At 63.8% G+C, this 17,144-nt stretch carries 15 protein-coding genes and 3 pseudogenes; 10 read left to right on the top strand and 8 right to left on the bottom strand.

Annotated elements, in window-relative coordinates; all coding sequences use genetic code 11:
• Positions 1-32 precede the first annotated feature (32 nt).
• The 10 genes and pseudogenes from CXY78_RS03140 to CXY78_RS03095 form a co-directional block, all read left to right on the top strand.
• Positions 33-989 carry an ABC transporter permease gene (locus tag CXY78_RS03140; RefSeq protein ID WP_104088004.1) on the top strand — a complete coding sequence of 319 codons (957 nt, stop codon included), beginning with the start codon at positions 33-35 and terminating at the stop codon, positions 987-989.
• Position 990: 1 nt separating this feature from the next.
• Complete coding sequence (locus CXY78_RS03135; protein ID WP_104088002.1) at positions 991-2,967, top strand: dipeptide/oligopeptide/nickel ABC transporter permease/ATP-binding protein; 1,977 nt, start codon at positions 991-993, stop codon at positions 2,965-2,967.
• Positions 2,968-2,987: 20 nt separating this feature from the next.
• Complete coding sequence (locus tag CXY78_RS03130) at positions 2,988-3,794, top strand: ABC transporter ATP-binding protein (protein WP_104088064.1); 807 nt, start codon at positions 2,988-2,990, stop codon at positions 3,792-3,794.
• 30 nt (positions 3,795-3,824) lie between these two features.
• Entirely contained in the window at positions 3,825-4,781 is a 957-nt protein-coding gene (locus tag CXY78_RS03125) for a dihydrodipicolinate synthase family protein (protein ID WP_104088001.1), read from the top strand.
• The gene (locus CXY78_RS03120) at positions 4,781-5,731 is read left to right on the top strand and encodes an ROK family protein (protein WP_199182579.1); all 951 of its coding nucleotides are present in this window, start codon (positions 4,781-4,783) and stop codon (positions 5,729-5,731) included. The genes CXY78_RS03125 and CXY78_RS03120 overlap by 1 nt, the downstream gene beginning before the upstream one ends.
• On the top strand, positions 5,728-6,417 hold the full coding sequence (locus CXY78_RS03115; protein ID WP_199182578.1) for an N-acetylmannosamine-6-phosphate 2-epimerase: 690 nt from the start codon (positions 5,728-5,730) through the stop codon (positions 6,415-6,417). Before CXY78_RS03120 ends, CXY78_RS03115 begins: the two co-directional genes overlap by 4 nt.
• Positions 6,417-7,193: a glucosamine-6-phosphate deaminase gene (nagB, locus tag CXY78_RS03110; RefSeq protein WP_104087999.1), complete on the top strand. Its 777-nt coding sequence runs from the start codon at positions 6,417-6,419 to the stop codon at positions 7,191-7,193. The genes CXY78_RS03115 and nagB overlap by 1 nt, the downstream gene beginning before the upstream one ends.
• A gap of 23 nt (positions 7,194-7,216) precedes the next feature.
• Complete coding sequence (locus CXY78_RS03105) at positions 7,217-8,131, top strand: DUF4862 family protein (protein WP_158253251.1); 915 nt, start codon at positions 7,217-7,219, stop codon at positions 8,129-8,131.
• A gap of 41 nt (positions 8,132-8,172) precedes the next feature.
• A complete protein-coding gene (locus CXY78_RS03100; RefSeq protein ID WP_104087997.1) occupies positions 8,173-9,378 on the top strand; it encodes an N-acetylglucosamine-6-phosphate deacetylase in 1,206 nt (401 codons plus the stop codon).
• A 184-nt stretch (positions 9,379-9,562) separates the two neighbouring features.
• Positions 9,563-9,925, top strand: a pseudogene (locus CXY78_RS03095) (IS30 family transposase); the annotation flags it as partial.
• A 56-nt stretch (positions 9,926-9,981) separates the two neighbouring features.
• On the opposite strand, the pseudogene CXY78_RS03090 reads toward CXY78_RS03095, so the two are convergent.
• The 8 genes and pseudogenes from CXY78_RS03090 to CXY78_RS03060 all read right to left on the bottom strand — a co-directional run.
• A pseudogene (locus CXY78_RS03090) lies at positions 9,982-10,731 on the bottom strand (IS256 family transposase); the annotation flags it as partial.
• 10 nt (positions 10,732-10,741) lie between these two features.
• Positions 10,742-11,932 carry an IS30 family transposase gene (locus tag CXY78_RS03085; RefSeq protein WP_104088059.1) on the bottom strand — a complete coding sequence of 397 codons (1,191 nt, stop codon included), beginning with the start codon at positions 11,930-11,932 and terminating at the stop codon, positions 10,742-10,744.
• A 49-nt stretch (positions 11,933-11,981) separates the two neighbouring features.
• A pseudogene (locus CXY78_RS03080) lies at positions 11,982-12,512 on the bottom strand (transposase); the annotation flags it as partial.
• Between the two features lie 250 nt (positions 12,513-12,762).
• Entirely contained in the window at positions 12,763-12,987 is a 225-nt protein-coding gene (locus CXY78_RS20640) for a hypothetical protein (protein ID WP_140425639.1), read from the bottom strand.
• A 78-nt stretch (positions 12,988-13,065) separates the two neighbouring features.
• Positions 13,066-14,334: a cytosine permease gene (locus CXY78_RS03075; protein ID WP_104087995.1), complete on the bottom strand. Its 1,269-nt coding sequence runs from the start codon at positions 14,332-14,334 to the stop codon at positions 13,066-13,068.
• Positions 14,335-14,337: 3 nt separating this feature from the next.
• Positions 14,338-14,736 carry a glutamyl-tRNA amidotransferase gene (locus tag CXY78_RS03070; RefSeq protein ID WP_104087994.1) on the bottom strand — a complete coding sequence of 133 codons (399 nt, stop codon included), beginning with the start codon at positions 14,734-14,736 and terminating at the stop codon, positions 14,338-14,340.
• Positions 14,733-15,734 carry a carbamate kinase gene (locus tag CXY78_RS03065; protein ID WP_104087993.1) on the bottom strand — a complete coding sequence of 334 codons (1,002 nt, stop codon included), beginning with the start codon at positions 15,732-15,734 and terminating at the stop codon, positions 14,733-14,735. The genes CXY78_RS03070 and CXY78_RS03065 overlap by 4 nt, the downstream gene beginning before the upstream one ends.
• Entirely contained in the window at positions 15,731-17,143 is a 1,413-nt protein-coding gene (locus CXY78_RS03060) for a DUF1116 domain-containing protein (protein WP_104087991.1), read from the bottom strand. Before CXY78_RS03060 ends, CXY78_RS03065 begins: the two co-directional genes overlap by 4 nt.
• Position 17,144: the final 1 nt, after the last annotated feature.

Raw genomic sequence — 17,144 nt, 5'->3', positions numbered from 1 at the left:
CCCGGCCTTTACCTGATTCGAAAGGACAGATCGTGCCCAACCCGCTCCGTCTCATCGGACGCAGACTTGCACAACTGCCATTGATGATCCTTGGCATCACGTTCCTGGTGTTTTTCGTCATGTCGTTCTCCCAGGTCGATCCGGCCCTCACCGCACTGGGTGAAGGCGCCTCCGTTGCCGACCGCGAGGCCTATCGTGACGTCAACGGCCTCGACGATCCGCTGTTCCTCCGCTACACGAGCTTCCTCGCTGGACTGCTGCACGGAGACCTCGGGACTTACTCCGCACGCCAGCTTCCCGTCATCGACGAGGTAGCCCGCGCATTCCCCATCACCCTGCAGTTGACCTTCCTCGGCTTGATCATCGCCGTGATCGGAGCCGGAATCTTCGGCATCGTGGCGGCGGTCTACCGGGATCGGTGGCCCGACAAAGTCATCCGCGTCATCTCCGTGGCGTCGCTGTCAACACCGTCGTTCTGGCTCGCAATCCTGCTCATCCAGATGTTCGCTCTGCAGCTCAACGTCCTGCCCGCCTCTGGCCCACTGCCCGCACTCACGGATGACCCGGCTGGCTGGCTGGCGCGGATGGCCCTTCCCGCTCTTGCCTTGGCCGTACCCGTCGTCGGGCAACTCTCCCGTGTTGTTCGCGCCTCCATGGTCGAAGAACTCGACCGAGATTATGTGCGCACCGCGCTCGGCGCCGGCATACCCCGGCCGATCGTCGTGGGCAGAAACGTATTGCGAAATGCGCTCATTACCCCGGTGACCGTGCTCGGCCTGCGGATTGGATACCTGATCGGCGGCGCCGTCGTCATCGAGATCATCTTCGCTCTCCCGGGCATGGGAACCCTCATCCTCAACGGAGTTACGAACAACGAACCCAACCTCGTGCAGGGAGTGACGCTGGCCGTGGCACTGGCGTTCGTCGTGATCAACATCATCGTGGACCTTTTGTACGTGCTCATAAACCCCCGGATCAGGTCGGTGTGACATGCGACGCAAACTAACTGAACGACTGTCCATTCCCGGCCTGCGGCTGGGCGGCCTCTCCATAGGCGCCCGCATCGGTCTCGCCGTGATCGTACTGATCGGGCTCGTGGCCCTGTTCGCTCCCCTCGTGGCTCCATTCGATCCCTTGGCCTCAGGACCGGCGGTGCAACCGCCGAGCCTGGAGCACTGGTTCGGGACTGACCGCCAAGGACGTGACATCCTGTCCCGGCTCATCTACGGCGCACGGTACTCCCTGGTCATCGGACTTGGCGCAACCTTCATCGCCCTGGCGGCGGCGGCGGTGCTCGGCACCATCGCTGCCACGGCACCCAAGTGGATCGCCGAGACGCTCATGCGCCTGCTCGATATCGTCATGTCCTTCCCGGGCATCGCACTCGCCGCAGTCTTCGTCGCGGTGTTCGGCCAGTCGCTCCCCGTGCTCGTGCTCACCATCGCGTTCCTCTATACACCGCAACTCACCCGCGTCATCCGGGCGAACATCATCGACCAGTACGGCGAAGACTATGTCGCAGCTGTTCGAGTCATGGGCACCTCGACCGCACGCATCATCGCCAAGCACGTGGCACGAAACTGCCTAGCTCCCGTGCTCGTCTTCTCCACCGTGCTTGTTGCCGACGCGATCGTATTCGAGGCGTCGCTGTCCTTCATTCAGGCCGGTGTGCCCGATCCGGCCGCATCCTGGGGAAATGTCATCGCGGCCGGCCGCAACCTAGTCATGAGCGGCGCCTGGTGGGCAACGTTCTTCCCGGGAATCCTGATCCTGATCACGGTGCTGTGCCTGAACATGGTGTCCGAAAGCATGACGGATGCCATGGTCTCGCCGCGATCACGCAAAGCCGCCGTTGACGCGCCCAACGACGACGTGGCCGTTGTCGCGTCCACCTCGCCCGAGGCATCCGCTGCGACCACGGCCGTGGTCCCGCTGGAGGACCGCCTCGCCGAGCTTCGCGAGCGCGAATCGAACCGCACCGACCGCCTCGTCTACGGGCGCGCCACCGCCCCGTTGCTGGAGGTGCAGGACCTGAGTATTTCCTTCCCCCGCCACGGCGATGTCAACGTCGTCGACGGCGTCTCCTTCACAGTGCGGCCGGGGGAGACCATGGCCCTGGTCGGAGAATCCGGTTGCGGAAAGTCCATCACATCGTTGGCAATCATGGGTCTGCTGGATCCCCGCGCGACGGTCACAGGCCGAATTCTCTTCGACGGGGAGGACCTGCTCGAGATGGGCAAGGTGAAACGCAACTCCCTGCGCGGTCACGACATCGCGATGATCTACCAGGACGCGCTCAGCTCTCTGAACCCGGCAATGAAGATCAGGTCCCAGATGAAACAGCTGACCAAACGAGGCGGAACACGCTCCGCGACAGACCTGCTGATCCTCGTGGGTCTGGATCCCCAACGAACCCTGGCCTCCTACCCGCACGAACTGTCCGGCGGACAGCGTCAGCGCGTTCTTATCGCGATGGCCCTCACCCGTAACCCTCGGCTGGTCATCGCTGACGAACCTACCACGGCCCTTGACGTGACAGTACAGGCCCAGGTAATCGCGCTGCTCAACAGCCTGCGCGAAGAGTTCGGCTTCGCCATGCTCTTCGTCTCGCACGACCTGGCGCTGGTCGCTGAACTCGCACACCGAGTCACCGTCATGTACGCAGGACAAGTTGTCGAACAGGCGACCACGAGCGAGCTCCTCACCCAACCCATCCACGAGTACACGCGAGGCCTGCTAGGCGCCGTGCTTTCGATCGAATCCGGTTCAGACCGCCTGCACCAGGTTCCGGGCGTGGTGCCCTCACCGAGCGATTTCCCCACGGGAGACCGATTCGCGCCGCGATCCAGCAACCCACAGCGCAACCTCGGCGTCGTGCCCCAGCGTCGCCATATCGCGGGAACCGACCACAACTACGCAGCGCATCCCGACGATGCGCTCATCGAGCCGATCGGAGTCGAACGGTGAGCGAACCTGTCAGTGCAGCCGTGAGCGCACCCGTGATTGAACTCAGGGATGTGCACGTTCGGTACAAGGCCCGCAATTCCACCCTGTTCCGGCCCCAGTACGTGAACGCCCTCGACGGAGTGTCACTCTGCGTGAAACGCGGACAGACCCTTGGAATCGTGGGCGAATCGGGATCCGGCAAGTCCACCGCCGCAAAAGTGCTCGTGGGGCTGGAACGCCCCACATCCGGCATCGTGCTCTTCGGCGGCGAACCACTGATCTCGTTCACAGCGGGTGTCCGTCGCCGGCTCGGACGTATCGTGTCCGTCGTCTTCCAGGACCCCGCCACAGCGCTCAACGCGCGAATGAGCACCAGGGACGCCCTCCTGGACCCCATGCAGGTGCACCACGTCGGCAACTCTGCCGACCGTGAGAAGCGGGTACGCGAGCTCGTCGACATGGTCGGCCTGCCCCAGTCGGCCCTCGGGGCGTTTCCCGGACAGCTCTCCGGCGGACAACGCCAGCGCGTGGCCATCGCCAGAGCCCTGGCACTGGATCCGCAGATTATCATCGCCGACGAACCGACATCCGCTCTCGACGTATCGGTGCGCGCCCAGATCCTGAACCTGCTGACGGACCTCAAGAACCAACTGGGTCTGGGGATGGTCTTCATCTCTCACGACATCCAGACGGTTCGTTATCTCTGCGATGAAATCGCCGTGATGAACGCCGGGCGCATCGTCGAATACGGCAGCGCCGCTAGTGTCTTCGACTCCCCGAGCAACGAGTACACCCGCACTCTCCTCAGCGCAGCGCCATCACTGCTGGCACCCCGAACCTTTTCCTGACCCACTCCACCTATCCCACCTGGAATACAGATGTCACCCTCCACACACGTCCTCTCATCCATCAACTTCTCCGGCGTGGTCCCGCCCGTCGCCACACCGCTCCACCCAGACGGCAGCATCGACCACCCGTCCCTCGAACGGCTCGTGGACTACCTGGTCACCTCCGGCGTGACCGGCCTGTTCGCCCTCGGCTCGACGGGCGAAACCGCCTACTTCACCGAGACCCAGCGGCTGGAAATCGCTCGCACCATCGTGAGCGCGGCCTCCGGACGCGTGCCGGTCATCGCCGGTGCAATCGAACTCACTGCCCCGCGCATCGCCCAGACGGCCAGGGTTCTGCTCACGGCGGGAGTCGACGCGATCGTGACCACCGCTCCTCTCTACACACTGAATTCCGCCGCCGAAACGGCCGATCACTTCCGTGCCGTGGCCGCCGGCATCGACGCGCCGCTGTGGGCCTACGACGTTCCCGTGCGGGTGCACTCCAAGCTCGGCATCGAACTGCTCATGGAGCTCGCCCACGACGGCGTCATCCACGGAGTCAAGGACTCTTCCGGCGACGATGTCGGTTTCCGCCGCCTGATTGCGGCCAACACGGCAGCCGGCCGCCCGCTACAACTCCTGACCGGCCACGAAGTCCTTGTCGACGCTATGGCCCTCGCCGGCGCCGACGGTGTCGTTCCGGGCCTCGCGAACGTCGACGCGGAGGGATACGTCCGCCTCTGGAACGCCACAGCCAGAGGCGACTGGGATACCGCACGTGCCGAACAGGAACGACTCAACCGCGTCTTCGACATCGTCTTCCAGCCGAGAGGCCTGTCCGGCGATGCCACCGGCGTCGGGGCGTTCAAGGCCGCGATGAAGGCCCGCGGCCTCATCGACAGTGCCACCATGGCACCGACCGTTCAGCCGCTCAGCGACGACGCCGTCGAGCGCATCGTCGAGATTCTGGCCGGCCTGGACCTACTGCCCGACCTGGTCCACTAGTGCGAGAGGTCGTCCTCGCCGTCGACATCGGCGGCACCAAAACTGTCGTGGCCCTGGCCGACCGTGGCGACGTCCTCCTCGACACGGCATCCGCGCCAACACCGGCGTTGTTTGGGCCGGACGCAGTCGTTCGCACTGTTGTCGACCTGGCCGCGGAACTCCTCGCCCGATCTCCCGGGGTCAGAGCCCTGGGTGCCGGCATCGGGACCGCGGGCGTTGTCGACGTCGGTGCTGGCTCGATTGTGTCCGCGACCGACACGTTCACCGACTGGGCCGGGACGCCGTTGGCCGCGCTCCTTCGCACCGGACTCGTGGGATTGCTGGCGACGCCCGGCATCGTTCACGTGCAGAACGACGTCGACGCGCACGCAGCGGGGGAGTATCTCCACGGCGCCGCATCCGGTGCGGACAGCGCTCTGGTTGTCACCGTGGGAACGGGGGTCGGCGCCGGAATCATCCTGGGCGGGCGGCCCCTGCGCGGCGCACGGCATGTGGCCGGTGAGATCGCCCACGTTCCGACTCCCGGCGCTGGGCACCTTCGGTGCCCCTGCGGCCGATTCGGGCACCTCGAAGCTCTCGGATCGGGAGTGGGCATGTACCGCCATTACCTCTCACTCGGAGGCGAGCCGGTTGTCATCGATGCGCGGGGGATTGCCGAACGCGCACATGCAGGCGACCCCGTCGCCTGTCGTGCCGTGGAGGACTCCGCAGCCGCGGTTGGACGTGCCATCGCGTCTGCCGTGACAATCCTCGACCCTGAACGGGTCGTCATCACGGGTGGCGTCGCGCGCATCGGAGACCTCTGGTGGGACGCCGTCAGGCGTTCCTTCCACGCAGAAGTTATCGACGTTTTGCAGCAGGTGCCGCTCGTCCCCGGGCGGCTCGGTGACGACGCCCCCTTGCGGGGAGCCGCGGCATCCGCCTGGGACGTTATAGAAGGAAGACCATGAATTTGTCAGCGACCCTCATCATGTCTGCGCTTGACGGCGGACTCATCGTGTCGTGCCAGGCCTATCCCGGCGAGCCCATGCGCGACCCCCGAACGATGGCGCAGGTCGCGCGCGCGGCGGTTCTCGGCGGTGCCGTCGCCGTGCGCCTGCAGGGTGTTGCCGACATCCGCGCCGCCGCAGATCTCTCCGTGCCGATCATCGGACTGTGGAAAGACGGGGAGGATGATGTTGTGATCACGCCCACCCTGGAACACGCACGAGCCGTGGCCGATGCGGGCGCCGACATCGTCGCCCTGGACGGCACGCGCCGCCACCGCCCCGATGGCCTGACTCTGGCCGAGACCATCGCAGGGCTGCGGCAAACGCACAGCGTGCTCGTCATGGCTGACTGCGGGTCGCTCGACGACGCGATTGCAGCGGAGGCAGCCGGCGCGGACATTCTCGGCACCACGCTGTCGGGATACTCGGGCGAACGCCCCACGACGAGCGGGCCCGACGTGGAATTGATCGGGCAGATAGCGGCGCACTGCTCGACACCGATTGTCGCCGAAGGACGCATCCATACACCGGAGGACGCAGCGGCTGCCCGCCGCGCCGGCGCACACGCGGTCTGCGTCGGAACCGCCATCACCCACCCCACCACGATCACGTCGTGGTTCATCGCCGCGATAGACAAGGAACGCTGATGGACGTCATCATCACCGACGAGTCCAGCATCGGCGACCTCGTTGCCGACGACATCGCCGCGCTTCTCCAGCAGAAGCCACACGCCGTTCTCGGGCTCGCGACCGGCTCGAGCCCACTGCGAATCTACGACAGCGTGGCCACACGGGTCGCCCGCGGCGAACTTTCTCTCGCGCAGGCGCGCGGCTTCACCCTCGACGAATACGTCGGCCTGCCCGACGGGCACCCGAGCCAATACCGCACCGTCATCGACAACGATTTCGTCTCCCGTGTGGACTTCGCACCGGGAGCCGTGCGGGCACCGCGGGGCAATGCCGCCGACCTTGGCCAAGCGTGTCACGACTATGAAGCCGCTATTCGAGCGGCCGGCGGTATCGACCTGCAAATCCTGGGCATCGGCACCGACGGTCACATCGCGTTCAACGAGCCAGGATCGTCACTCGCCTCCCGAACCCGCGTCAAGACCCTGGCCGAACAGACCCGCCGCGACAATGCGCGCTTCTTCGACGGAGACGTCGCAGCCGTACCGATTCACTGCCTCACTCAGGGCCTCGGAACAATCATGGAGGCGCGGCACATCGTTCTTGTCGGAACCGGTCTCGGCAAGGCCGAAGCGATCCATCAGCTCGTGGAAGGCCCGGTGAGTGCCCTCTGGCCCGCTACCGTCCTCCAGCATCACCCGCACGTGACCGTTCTCGTAGACGACGCCGCAGCCTCACGCCTTCAGCTCGCAGACTACTTCCGCTACACCTACGCCCACCGGTACCTGGTCCAGTGACGGCGGGAAACACTCCCATCCTCGTGAGCGCATACGCCGCATCCCCGGCACACACCCGATGGAATCCGAGACTAGAGCACGAACTACTGTCGTCGGTCTGCTCCCTGCCCGGAGTGGCAGGGCTGGAAGTGCCCTGGCTCGGAGCCCTGCACCCCCATGACGTGCCGTGGTTCCTGGACAACGTGCCGACGGGAGCGCAACTCTCCCTCACCGCTCTGCCCTGGGTCATGCGCCGATGCGGCGAAGACTCCGGATACGGCATCGCATCGCCCGACCACGCGGGCCGCGCCTCGGCACTGGCCGATCTGCGCAGTCTCGCGGCGGACGTTCGCCGGGTGCCGCACGACAGTGGAGCATCCGTGGAGATCATCAACTTGCACACTGCCCCGCGAAACGGCGGAAGCGTGCAGGCCTTGAGCGAGTCCCTCAGCGAGATCGCGGACTGGGATTGGGGAGACGCTGGGCTGGTCGTTGAACACTGCGATGCCGCGATCCCGGGTCGGCAAGTCGAAAAGGGTTTTCTCCGCCTCGACGAAGAGTTCGCGGCCATCGAGCGCTCCAAGACTTCGGTGGGGCTGTGGTTGAACTGGGGACGGTCTGTCATCGAGTTGCGCGACTTCGACGCGGTCACGGCACAGATTTCGTCCGTTGCCCAGAGCGGCCGATTGGTGGGGCTCACCTTCTCCGGGGCATCCGCTGTTGACGGGCCCTATGGCATGGCCTGGGCGGATGCCCATCTGCCGATGCTGTCGGCCGACCCGACCTCGGCCTCCCTCCTCGATGACGCTCACCTGCAGTCTGCCCTCGTCGCTGCCGGCGACGTGCCCTGGCACGGACTCAAGGTCAGCCGCCGTCCCTCGGATCTCACGGCGGACGACGTCACCCGTACCATCAGTGAAAACCTGTTGCGGGTTCACGCCTCAATGCTCACGGCGTGACACGCGCCCGATAGCCACCTTGACTCGACAGGAAACTACCCATGGCCGGACTGCTCATTCACTCTGCGAGGCGTATCGCTGCGGATGCCAACGATGCGCCCACCGACGATGATGACGGCTGGGTGCTCATCCGCAATGGATTCGTCGTCGCTACGGGCACCGGATCTGACTGGGCTCCTGCCGTTTCAGCCGGCGACGAAACGGTCGATGCCCGAGCAATCGCAGGACCCGGGGCGATCCTCACACCGGGTCTCGTCGACATCCACAATCACGGCGGGGGAGGGCATTCCTATGACGAGTCCGCGGAGGGGATCGCCGTGGCCGTCGCCACCCACGCGCGCCATGGAGTTACTCGCGTCGTTCTGTCTTTGGTGAGCGCTTCCGTCGACACGCTCGTCGCGCAGGTGGACCGAATCGCTGCCCTGCGTCAGCAGATTCCCGGAATCGTCGGCGTCCACCTCGAGGGGCCGTTCCTGGACCAAGCGCATAAAGGTGCACATAACCCGGCCGCGTTGATCGCACCAGCACCTGTCGCTCTCGCACGCCTGCTAGCGAGCGGCATCATCCGTCACATTACGATCGCCCCGGAACTGACCGGTGGCATCGACGCTGTGCGTCAGATTTCCAAAGCGGGGATAGCGCCCGCCATCGGCCACACCGCAGTCGATGCCGAGACGTTTCAGCGCGCCGTCGACGCCGGGGCGACACTGCTCACCCACACCTTTAACGCGATGCCGCCACTTCACCACCGGTTGGTGGGCCCGATTGGGGTCGCTATCGATGACTCACGGGTCACGCTTGAGATCATCGCGGACGGGCACCACGTGGATCCTCGGATCGTAGCCATGCTCTTCCGCGCAGCGCCCGGCAGAGTCGCGCTGGTCAGCGACGCCATGGCTGCCGCCGCGTCACCCGACGGGGCCTACCGCCTCGGCGACATCGACATCGACGTCGACGTCGACGTCGGCGGCGGCGTGGCACACGTGCAGGGCACCGATGTCATCGCCGGATCCACACTCACCCTGGACCGCGCAGTGCGCAACGCCGTGAGGTACGGGATCCCGCTGCCCGCCGCCGTGGCCGCTGCAACACTCATCCCTGCCTCGGCGATCGGCTGCGAGACTCTGGGCCGGTTGACCCCCGGCAGCCATGGCGATGCCGTCATCTGGACGTCCGGCCTAGTTCCGATGGCAGTGTGGCGAGATGGGGCGCTCGTCAGCGGCGCGACTTCAGAGGAGTCCGAATAGGCGACAAGGCGGCCTTGACTGCGCGGTTGAAAGCTTATGTCGTTCCCCGCAACAACAGGATCGACGGTCAGGCTGGGGAGTCGAGCCCGGTGCTGGCGACCCAACCGCCATTCACAATCAGCGAGAGAATCCTCGTTGCGGCACCTCGTCAATGCTGCGGGTCGCGTGGGCCAGAGTGCGCATCGACTTCCTGGCCGCGTCGATCGATACGCTGCCCGAACATTTGCGCCGCTCGACAACCTGAGATCAGGGATCCGAGATGTCGCGCCACGGAGAAATCACCATGGCCACCGGCATGGCAATTTATTTTTGTGACCCACACTCGCCTTGGCAACGCGGCAGCAACGAGAACACCAATGGTCTCCTATGGCAGCACTTCCCCAAGGGCACCGACCTCTCATTCCACGGACCCGGGATCCTCGAGAATGTCGCAGCGGAACTCAACCATCGGCCCCGGAAGCGCCACGGCTATCTCACCCCCGCGGAAGTCCTCGACAAGCTAATCTCGAATCCAACAAATCAAACCGGTGTTGCCGACACCACTTGAATACGCCCGGAATTCGAGCGGGAGTGTCTTAGTAACGGTGTTTCCGGCGTTTTTCATTAGTAGGATTCTGCGTTCGGCCAGCGGTCTCGAAAGGTGATGGCGAACGCGTTGAGAGCTGGCTTCCAACGCATCGTCCACCTGGCTCGGCCCACTCCAGTGGGGTCGAGACTCCGCGTGACCAGATACAAGCATTTTAGAGCGGCTTGCTCGGTGGGGAAATGTCCTCGAGCCCGCACTGCCCGCCGATACCGTGCATTAAGCGACTCGATGGCATTGGTGGAGCAAATCACTTGGCGAATCTCGGGATCGTAGGACAGGAACGGGGTGAACTCTTCCCACGCCGACTCCCACAACCGGATGATCGCACCGTATTTCTTCCCCCAGACCTCGGTCAGATCATCCAACGCCGCCCGCGCCGCATCAGCGGTCGGAGCGGTGTAGATCGGTTTCACCGCTCGTTTCATCGCATCCCAATCCTTCTTCGACGCGAGCTTGAACGTGTTCCGAATCAGATGAATGATGCACGTCTGCACCGTCGTCAACGGCCACACATTGCCGACGACGTCTGGCAGTCCTTTCAACCCGTCGCAGACCAGGAAGAACGTGTCGGTGACACCACGGTTTTTGATGTCGGTCAGGACGGACATCCAAAACTTGGCGCCCTCACCGCCGGTGCCGGCCCACAACCCGAGAATGTCCTTCTCACCGTCCAAGGTCACGCCGATGGCCGCATAGATGGGCCGGTTGGCGACCTGCCCGTCGCGGATCTTCACCACGATCGCATCGATGAAGATCGCCGCGTAGACGGGGCAGTTTCTACTGGTCGTTGCGAATCGTGTGTGCCTGAGTTCTGTGTCCTAATCGTCTCATGGCCTGATGGGGCGTGCGGTCTTTGAGGCAGGCTCTGGGTCGACCGTTAAGTTCGTCGGCCACAGCGTTGAGGTGATCTTGGTCCCACTGGCTGAGGTCGGTCCCCTTCGGGAAATATTGGCGCAGGAGCCCATTAGTGTTCTCATTAGTCCCTCGCTGCCACGGCGAGTGCGGGTCGGCAAAGTAAATACGAAGCCCAGTCTCCGTCTCGATGCGCTTGTGATGGAACATTTCGTTGCCTTGATCCCATGTCAGCGTGCGCCGGAGCGACGACGGCAGGCTCGAGAACGCACGAATGAGTGCGTCACCGACGGTTTGTTCGCTGTGGTCGCTGTGGAGGAAGACGAGGAGCGTCATGCGAGTCTTGCGTTCCACGAGCGTGGCAATTGCTGAGCCGTTACTGGTGCCCAAGATGAGGTCTCCTTCCCAATGCCCGGCTTGGAGCCGAGATTCGACGTGTACTGGGCGTTCGTGGATGGAGTACATGACGGTCGACTGCTTCATCGAACCGTCCTTGGACCTGCCACGCCCGCGACGGTGCCGGTACGTGCGTCCCGTGCGCAGGCTCGCGGGGGTGGCCACGACTATCAGCCCGCGATACACACCGTCGTAGATCGTCTCAGGACAGACGTGCCAGGTTAGTTTGTTCGGATAGCGTCGTCTCAGCCATCTACTGATCTGACCCGGCGACCATCGTTTCGCAAGTTTCACTGCAACGATGCTTCGAAGAGGTGGGACCTCCTCGAAGACGCGGACCTTCGGCCGCTTGCGCTGCAAATGGGCTTGGTTATGAGCGAACCACGGCTGGTAGGTGCCGTCCGCCTTGCGGTTGCGTGCAATCTCTCGATAGACGCTCTGAAAACTTTTCCCAATCCGAACAGCGATCCCTTTCACGGCCTCGCCTGCAGCGAGGCCGTCTCCGATTTCGATTCGGTCGTCCTGAGAGAAATAGCGAGAACTAATAGGGACGCGTCCGACGACAGTCATACTGCCAGCATCGATGAACCACAACGATCCGCAGCTGAGCGACACTCCGACCTGTCGGGCCGCCTCAGACCCTGACAAACCCTGTCGAATCAATACGAAGTAGCGCCGCTTCACCGCTGCCGGCATCTTGTTCGGTGCAAATCTGACCATTGCGTTCTCCTTGCTCCGGATTCGCAACGTTCGCTAGAAACTGCCCGGCGTCCAACGGGCGTGACTGCCACGTCTGCATCTCCTCTATCACCTTGTCTGTGATGCGGGAAATGGTCTCTTTCGATACCTGCGCACCATAGATCTGGTTGAAATGGGCGCTGATCTCGCCGGTTGTGAGGCCGTGGGCATACAACGACAGCACGATTTCATCGACCCCGGTCAGGCGGCGTTGTCGTTTCGGCACGATCACCGGAGTGAAGGTGCCGTCTCGGTCACGGGGCACCTGAATAGTGACCGGCCCGGTCGTCGGACTGATCACCGTTTTGGTGCGAGTCCCGTTGCGCACGTTGTTGTCGTCGCGCTCGTCCGGGGCACGGTTTTTTTCATGGCCGAGGTGATCGGTCATTTCCTCGTTCAGCGCGGTCTCGAGAAATGTTTTCGTGAACTGGCCCAGCAGCCCATTCGGACCGTCCAGGGCCAGGCCCTGCTCCTGAGCCAGGCGCACCCATTCCCTCGCCGCCACCGCCTCACGGCTGGGCTCAATTCTCGTCTTTTTCGTCACAGCATCAAGTGTCGTCATTACGGCACCTTTCCCGCCAGACCCACGTCCAGCGCATCAGGCCGGAAACACCGTTCAAGAGACAGTCCCATTCGAGCGTCAGGTTATGAGGCGTAGTTATGAGAATCGCAGCCCGCGAGATTCCGATGAGCGTGGTGGACGCAAGCGGTTGGGCGAGAGAAGCCTTGCATCTCTAGGGTTGCGAGACGATATTGGAGCGGATTAGAGGCCTGCCGGAGGGGCCAATAAAAGGCGGAGCTAGGTTCGGAGCCTACATGCTGACGAAGAGCTCTAGTGCCACATCGTCTGGGGCCTTGAAGCGGAGGGCGGTTCCGTAGTCCGCTTCGATGAGGTCGCCGTGTTCGATGGTGGCACCGGTGAGGTACTCGGCCCATCGGTGGAGTTCCTCTATGTTTTCGACGGCGAAGCCGAGATGATCCATGCCGGGACGGAAGGGAGTGAATCGCGCGGTCGTGGTAGTAGTGTCCTTGGTCAAACCAGCGAGAGTATCTGTGATCAGGTTGAGTAAGCGGGGACGTGCTGAGCCGATTCCAGGGCGAAGCGGGCTTTGGCTCTACTTCGAGATCGAATTGCGTGTTGTTTTCATGACGGTGCTTGCCGCCACGTATACCAGTGCGCTGATCAGCATCGAGTCTATGGAAGAGATTCCGGTGAGGCTGAAGACGTTGTAGGCGGTGAGGTAGCCGATCACGCTGCCGATGAACCAGGCAGCGAAGGTCTGGAGTTTGATCGCGCTCTGGCTGGTCAGCACGGCGTTGTCGTAGCCCGTGCGGCGATGAAGGAAGAAGTCAGCGACGAAGATACCGGCAACGGGCGGGGCGGCGATTCCTAAGAATAATAGGAAGCTTGGCAGCCAGGCGACGAGGTCAAAGCTGCCGACGATGGCGGCGGCCACGCCGATACCGACGGTGATCTGCCACTTGCGCAGTGCCGTGACCAGGGTGGAAATGGCCAGCGTTCCTTGGAAAATGTTGCCGGCGTTGGCGGTGACGGCCGCGATGATTAGCAGCACGATGGCCGGAAGGCCGGACGCGATGAGGGTCATGGCATTGATGAGAGTGCTCTCGCCGGTGTATGCGCTGGGGATCGCGGCGCCGATGTACAGGCAGGGATAGGCGATGCCGAAGGCGAGAATAGCCGCCAGGATGGCCTGTCGACGGTTGCGAGTGAAGCTACCGAAGTCGGCCGCGGTGACAACCAAAACAATGGCGGTGCCCACTACCGATGACACGGCCACACCCCAGCTAATGGGTTCGACCGGATCCAGCACTGTAAGGGCAGAGTTCAACGCCTGGTAGACCAGGAACGCCAGGATGAGCACAATCACGGGTACGGCGAACTGCGCGACGTTGCCGAGGATCTTGAACCCGAAGGCTGTCGAGGTAACAAAGATGACGCAACCTAAGACAACGAGATAGGGCAGCGGCACCGTCATATCGAAGAGCTGGATGAGTAGGCTCTGAACCGCGACTCCGAAACCATTGGCCGTGACCGCTGTCCAGCCGAACAGGCTCACTGCCAGCAATACGTTGATCGCCCTGGCGCCCTTGGCACCAAACGAGAAACGCACGATGTCGTACGTGCTCTGACGCGCGTGTTGGCCGATGGACAAGGTCGTGGCCCCGACAATCAGCAGAATGACCGAGCCCACGATGATGGCCGTGATGGATGTGCCGAGGGTCAGGCCGCTGCCCAGGGTGGGGGCGGACAGCATGACCGGTGTGACAACGATCCCGAGCAAGATCAGTGCGATGCGATAGCCGGGTGCGCCGGCCGCGGCAGTACCCCGGTCGGTGGCGGCCGTGACGCTTCCTCGGGACATGACTCAGTTCTCCTTGACGAGGGCGTTCACGTATGGGCGCCATCCTGCGAACTCGGTGATCTCCCGCTGGTTCTCCACGAGAAACGGTTCTCCGACCACGCCGAGGACCTCGGAGGAGTCGGCCAGGAGGACCTTGCCGATGGTGAGCCCGGCTGGCTCCTTGGCCAGCACGTCGGCAAGGCCGGTGAGCGGGATCTCCCACACCTCAAGTAGCACGGAGGTCCCGCTTCCGTCGGTGGTGCGGATCATGGCCGGGTGGCGGTCACCGATGCTCCACAGGCGGTAGCAGGGTGCTGTCGCATCCTCGCGAACGAAGGTGGCACCTGCATCAATGAGGTTGGGGTTCAAAACCAGCCCGCGCATGAGTGTGCCGTTCACGGCGAGTTCGGTGGTCGGGGTCATGACTGCTTCTCCTTGTTGGTGTGGCTTGCGGCCTCTGCGCCGCGGGGGCTGTCGTTCTCGATCCAGGTGCCGCTCCGACGCTCAAGCGCCGCGGCGATGCAGGCGGGCGAGGTGATCAGACCGGCCGCCGTGGGTCGCTCCCTGAGGAAGTCGAGAATTGCCTCGACCTTGGGTTGCATGCTGCCTTCCCCAAAATGGCCCGCCGCGGCGTAGCTCACGGCAAGTTCGGGAGAGAGCCGGCTGAGCCACTGCTCCTTCGGCGTGCCGAAGTGAATTGCGACCTGGTCTACCCCGGTGGGGATGACGAGCAGATCGGCCTTCAGATGCACGGCGAGCAGGGCGGATGAGCGGTCTTTGTCGATGACGGCTTCCACGCCGGCGAGTTGGCCGTCGGTTGCACGGGTGACGGGGATGCCGCCGCCTCCGGAGGCTATGACGAGAGTTCCGGAGGCGACCAGGGAGCGGATCGTTTCCAGTTCGACGATTTCTTGCGGTTGCGGTGAGGGAACAGTGCGCCGCCATCCTCGGGAACCGTCCTGGGCGACAGTCCAGCCCAGTTCGTGCTCATGACGGCGAGCCTCGGCTTCGGTAAAGAACGCGCCGACCGGCTTGGTCGGCCGGGTGAAGGCCGGGTCCTGGCTGTCAACCACGGTTTGGGTGACCACCGAGACCACGGGCCGCTGGATGCCGCGGCGGGTCAATTCGTTGTGCAGGGCTTTGCTGAACATGTAACCGATGGCGCCCTGGGTGTCGCCGACGGCGTAGTCCAGGGGTACCGGCGCTACCTCGCCACGTGCCAGCTCGGAGCGTCGCAATATATAGCCCACCTGCGGACCATTTCCGTGGGTCACCACAACGTTCCAGCCGGCGTCGATCATGTCGACGATGGCCGGTACCGTATCGACGACGGTGGCGTACTGGTCGGCGATCGACTGGTGGGTGTCGTCACGAACCAGGGCATTTCCGCCGAAGGCGACCACGGCGATTCCCGCGCTCACGGGGCAACCTGCAGATCGTCAGCGAGCGCGGTGACGGCCTGGGTGAAGCACTCCAGCGGAGCCATGGTGATTCCCGCGCCGATCTGGCCCACTCCAGCCTTCTTGTGCGCGATACCGCTGTTGATGATCGGGAGGATCCCGGTGTCGATCACGGCGCGGGCATCGATTCCGGCCGCGGTGCCGCCGAAGTTCAATGCGGGGAGGGTGAACACCGGGTTGATCCCTAAGGTGATGGAACGCATCCGCCGGCTGTTTTCGGTGGCGTCGGCTGGCGTGCCGCCGACGAATTGCACGATTGCGGGGGAGGCGGCCATGGCAAAACCGCCCAGCCCGGCCGTCTCAGTGATCGCGCTGTCGCCGAGGTCGGCCGCAGCGTCGTCGACGGTGTAGCCGGGGAAGAATAGACCGTCAACCGGGTTGGCGGGCGCCTGGAACCACCGGTCTCCGGTGCTGGCGAGGCGGATCCCGAAGTTCACGCCGTTGCGTGACATTGCGGTCACCATGGAGCTGTGGGGTACCACACCGGTGGCGTCCAGCATCGTCTTACTGGCGGCCATGGACAGGTTCAGGAAGAAGTGGTCGTTCCCGGCGATGAACTCGACGCTGCGCCGCAGGGCATCAGCGGGGAGGTCCGCTGCCAGTAGAGCTGGCACCAGCTGCTTGAACAACAGGCCGGTCGCGGCCGAGTTGCGGTTGTGCACCTCGTCACCCATGTGGAGGGCCTGAGCCATCAGCGGTTTGAGGTCCAGGCCGCCGAGCACGCGCACGCCGGCTCGAACGCTGTCGAATAGTTCATGGCCCATCCAGCGCAGCCGGTCCAGCACCTCGGGGCTATTGGCGCCGAAGCGCAGTACTTTACCCAGACCTTCGTTGAAGTTGCTGAAGGCTCGGTTGGTGCCGGTGGCGTTCTCCACGACCCACAACGGCATCGAGGGGCTGATGACGCCGGCCATCGGACCCACCGCGCCGTGATGGTGGCAGGGCGCAAAATCCACCTGGCCGTCGGCGGCCAGTTTCTCGGCCTGCTCGGGTGTGTCAGCCCAGTCCTCGTAGAGGATGGCGCCGATGATGGCGCCCTGCATGGGACCGCACATGTCTGCCCAGTCAATCGGTGGGCCGGCGTGCAGGATCAGTCGTTGCTGGCCCATGGCCGGAATCGCCTCTCGGGCGATTTGTACGTCCACGAGCCTGGGCTGCGCCGACAGGTAGCGATCGAAGGCGATGGCGTTGGCTTTTTCCACATCGGGATGAGCCATCAGCCGGGCCAGATCCAGTCCGAGGTCGACGTCACCGCCAGCAGGGGGTCGCCAGTCCAGTGTCGTCGCTGTGCCGCCTGCCCGGGTGATGTTGTCGCCGAATGAGGCCAGTCCGAGGTTGACCACGTTGAGGTTCTCAGTAAATAGTTTCACT

It is taken from the genome of Cryobacterium sp. N19, assembly GCF_002929595.1.
In the GTDB taxonomy this organism is placed as follows: domain Bacteria; phylum Actinomycetota; class Actinomycetes; order Actinomycetales; family Microbacteriaceae; genus Cryobacterium; species Cryobacterium flavum.
The sequence above is the reverse complement of the archived record's forward strand: the minus strand, read 5'-3'. Positions and strand labels throughout refer to the sequence as shown.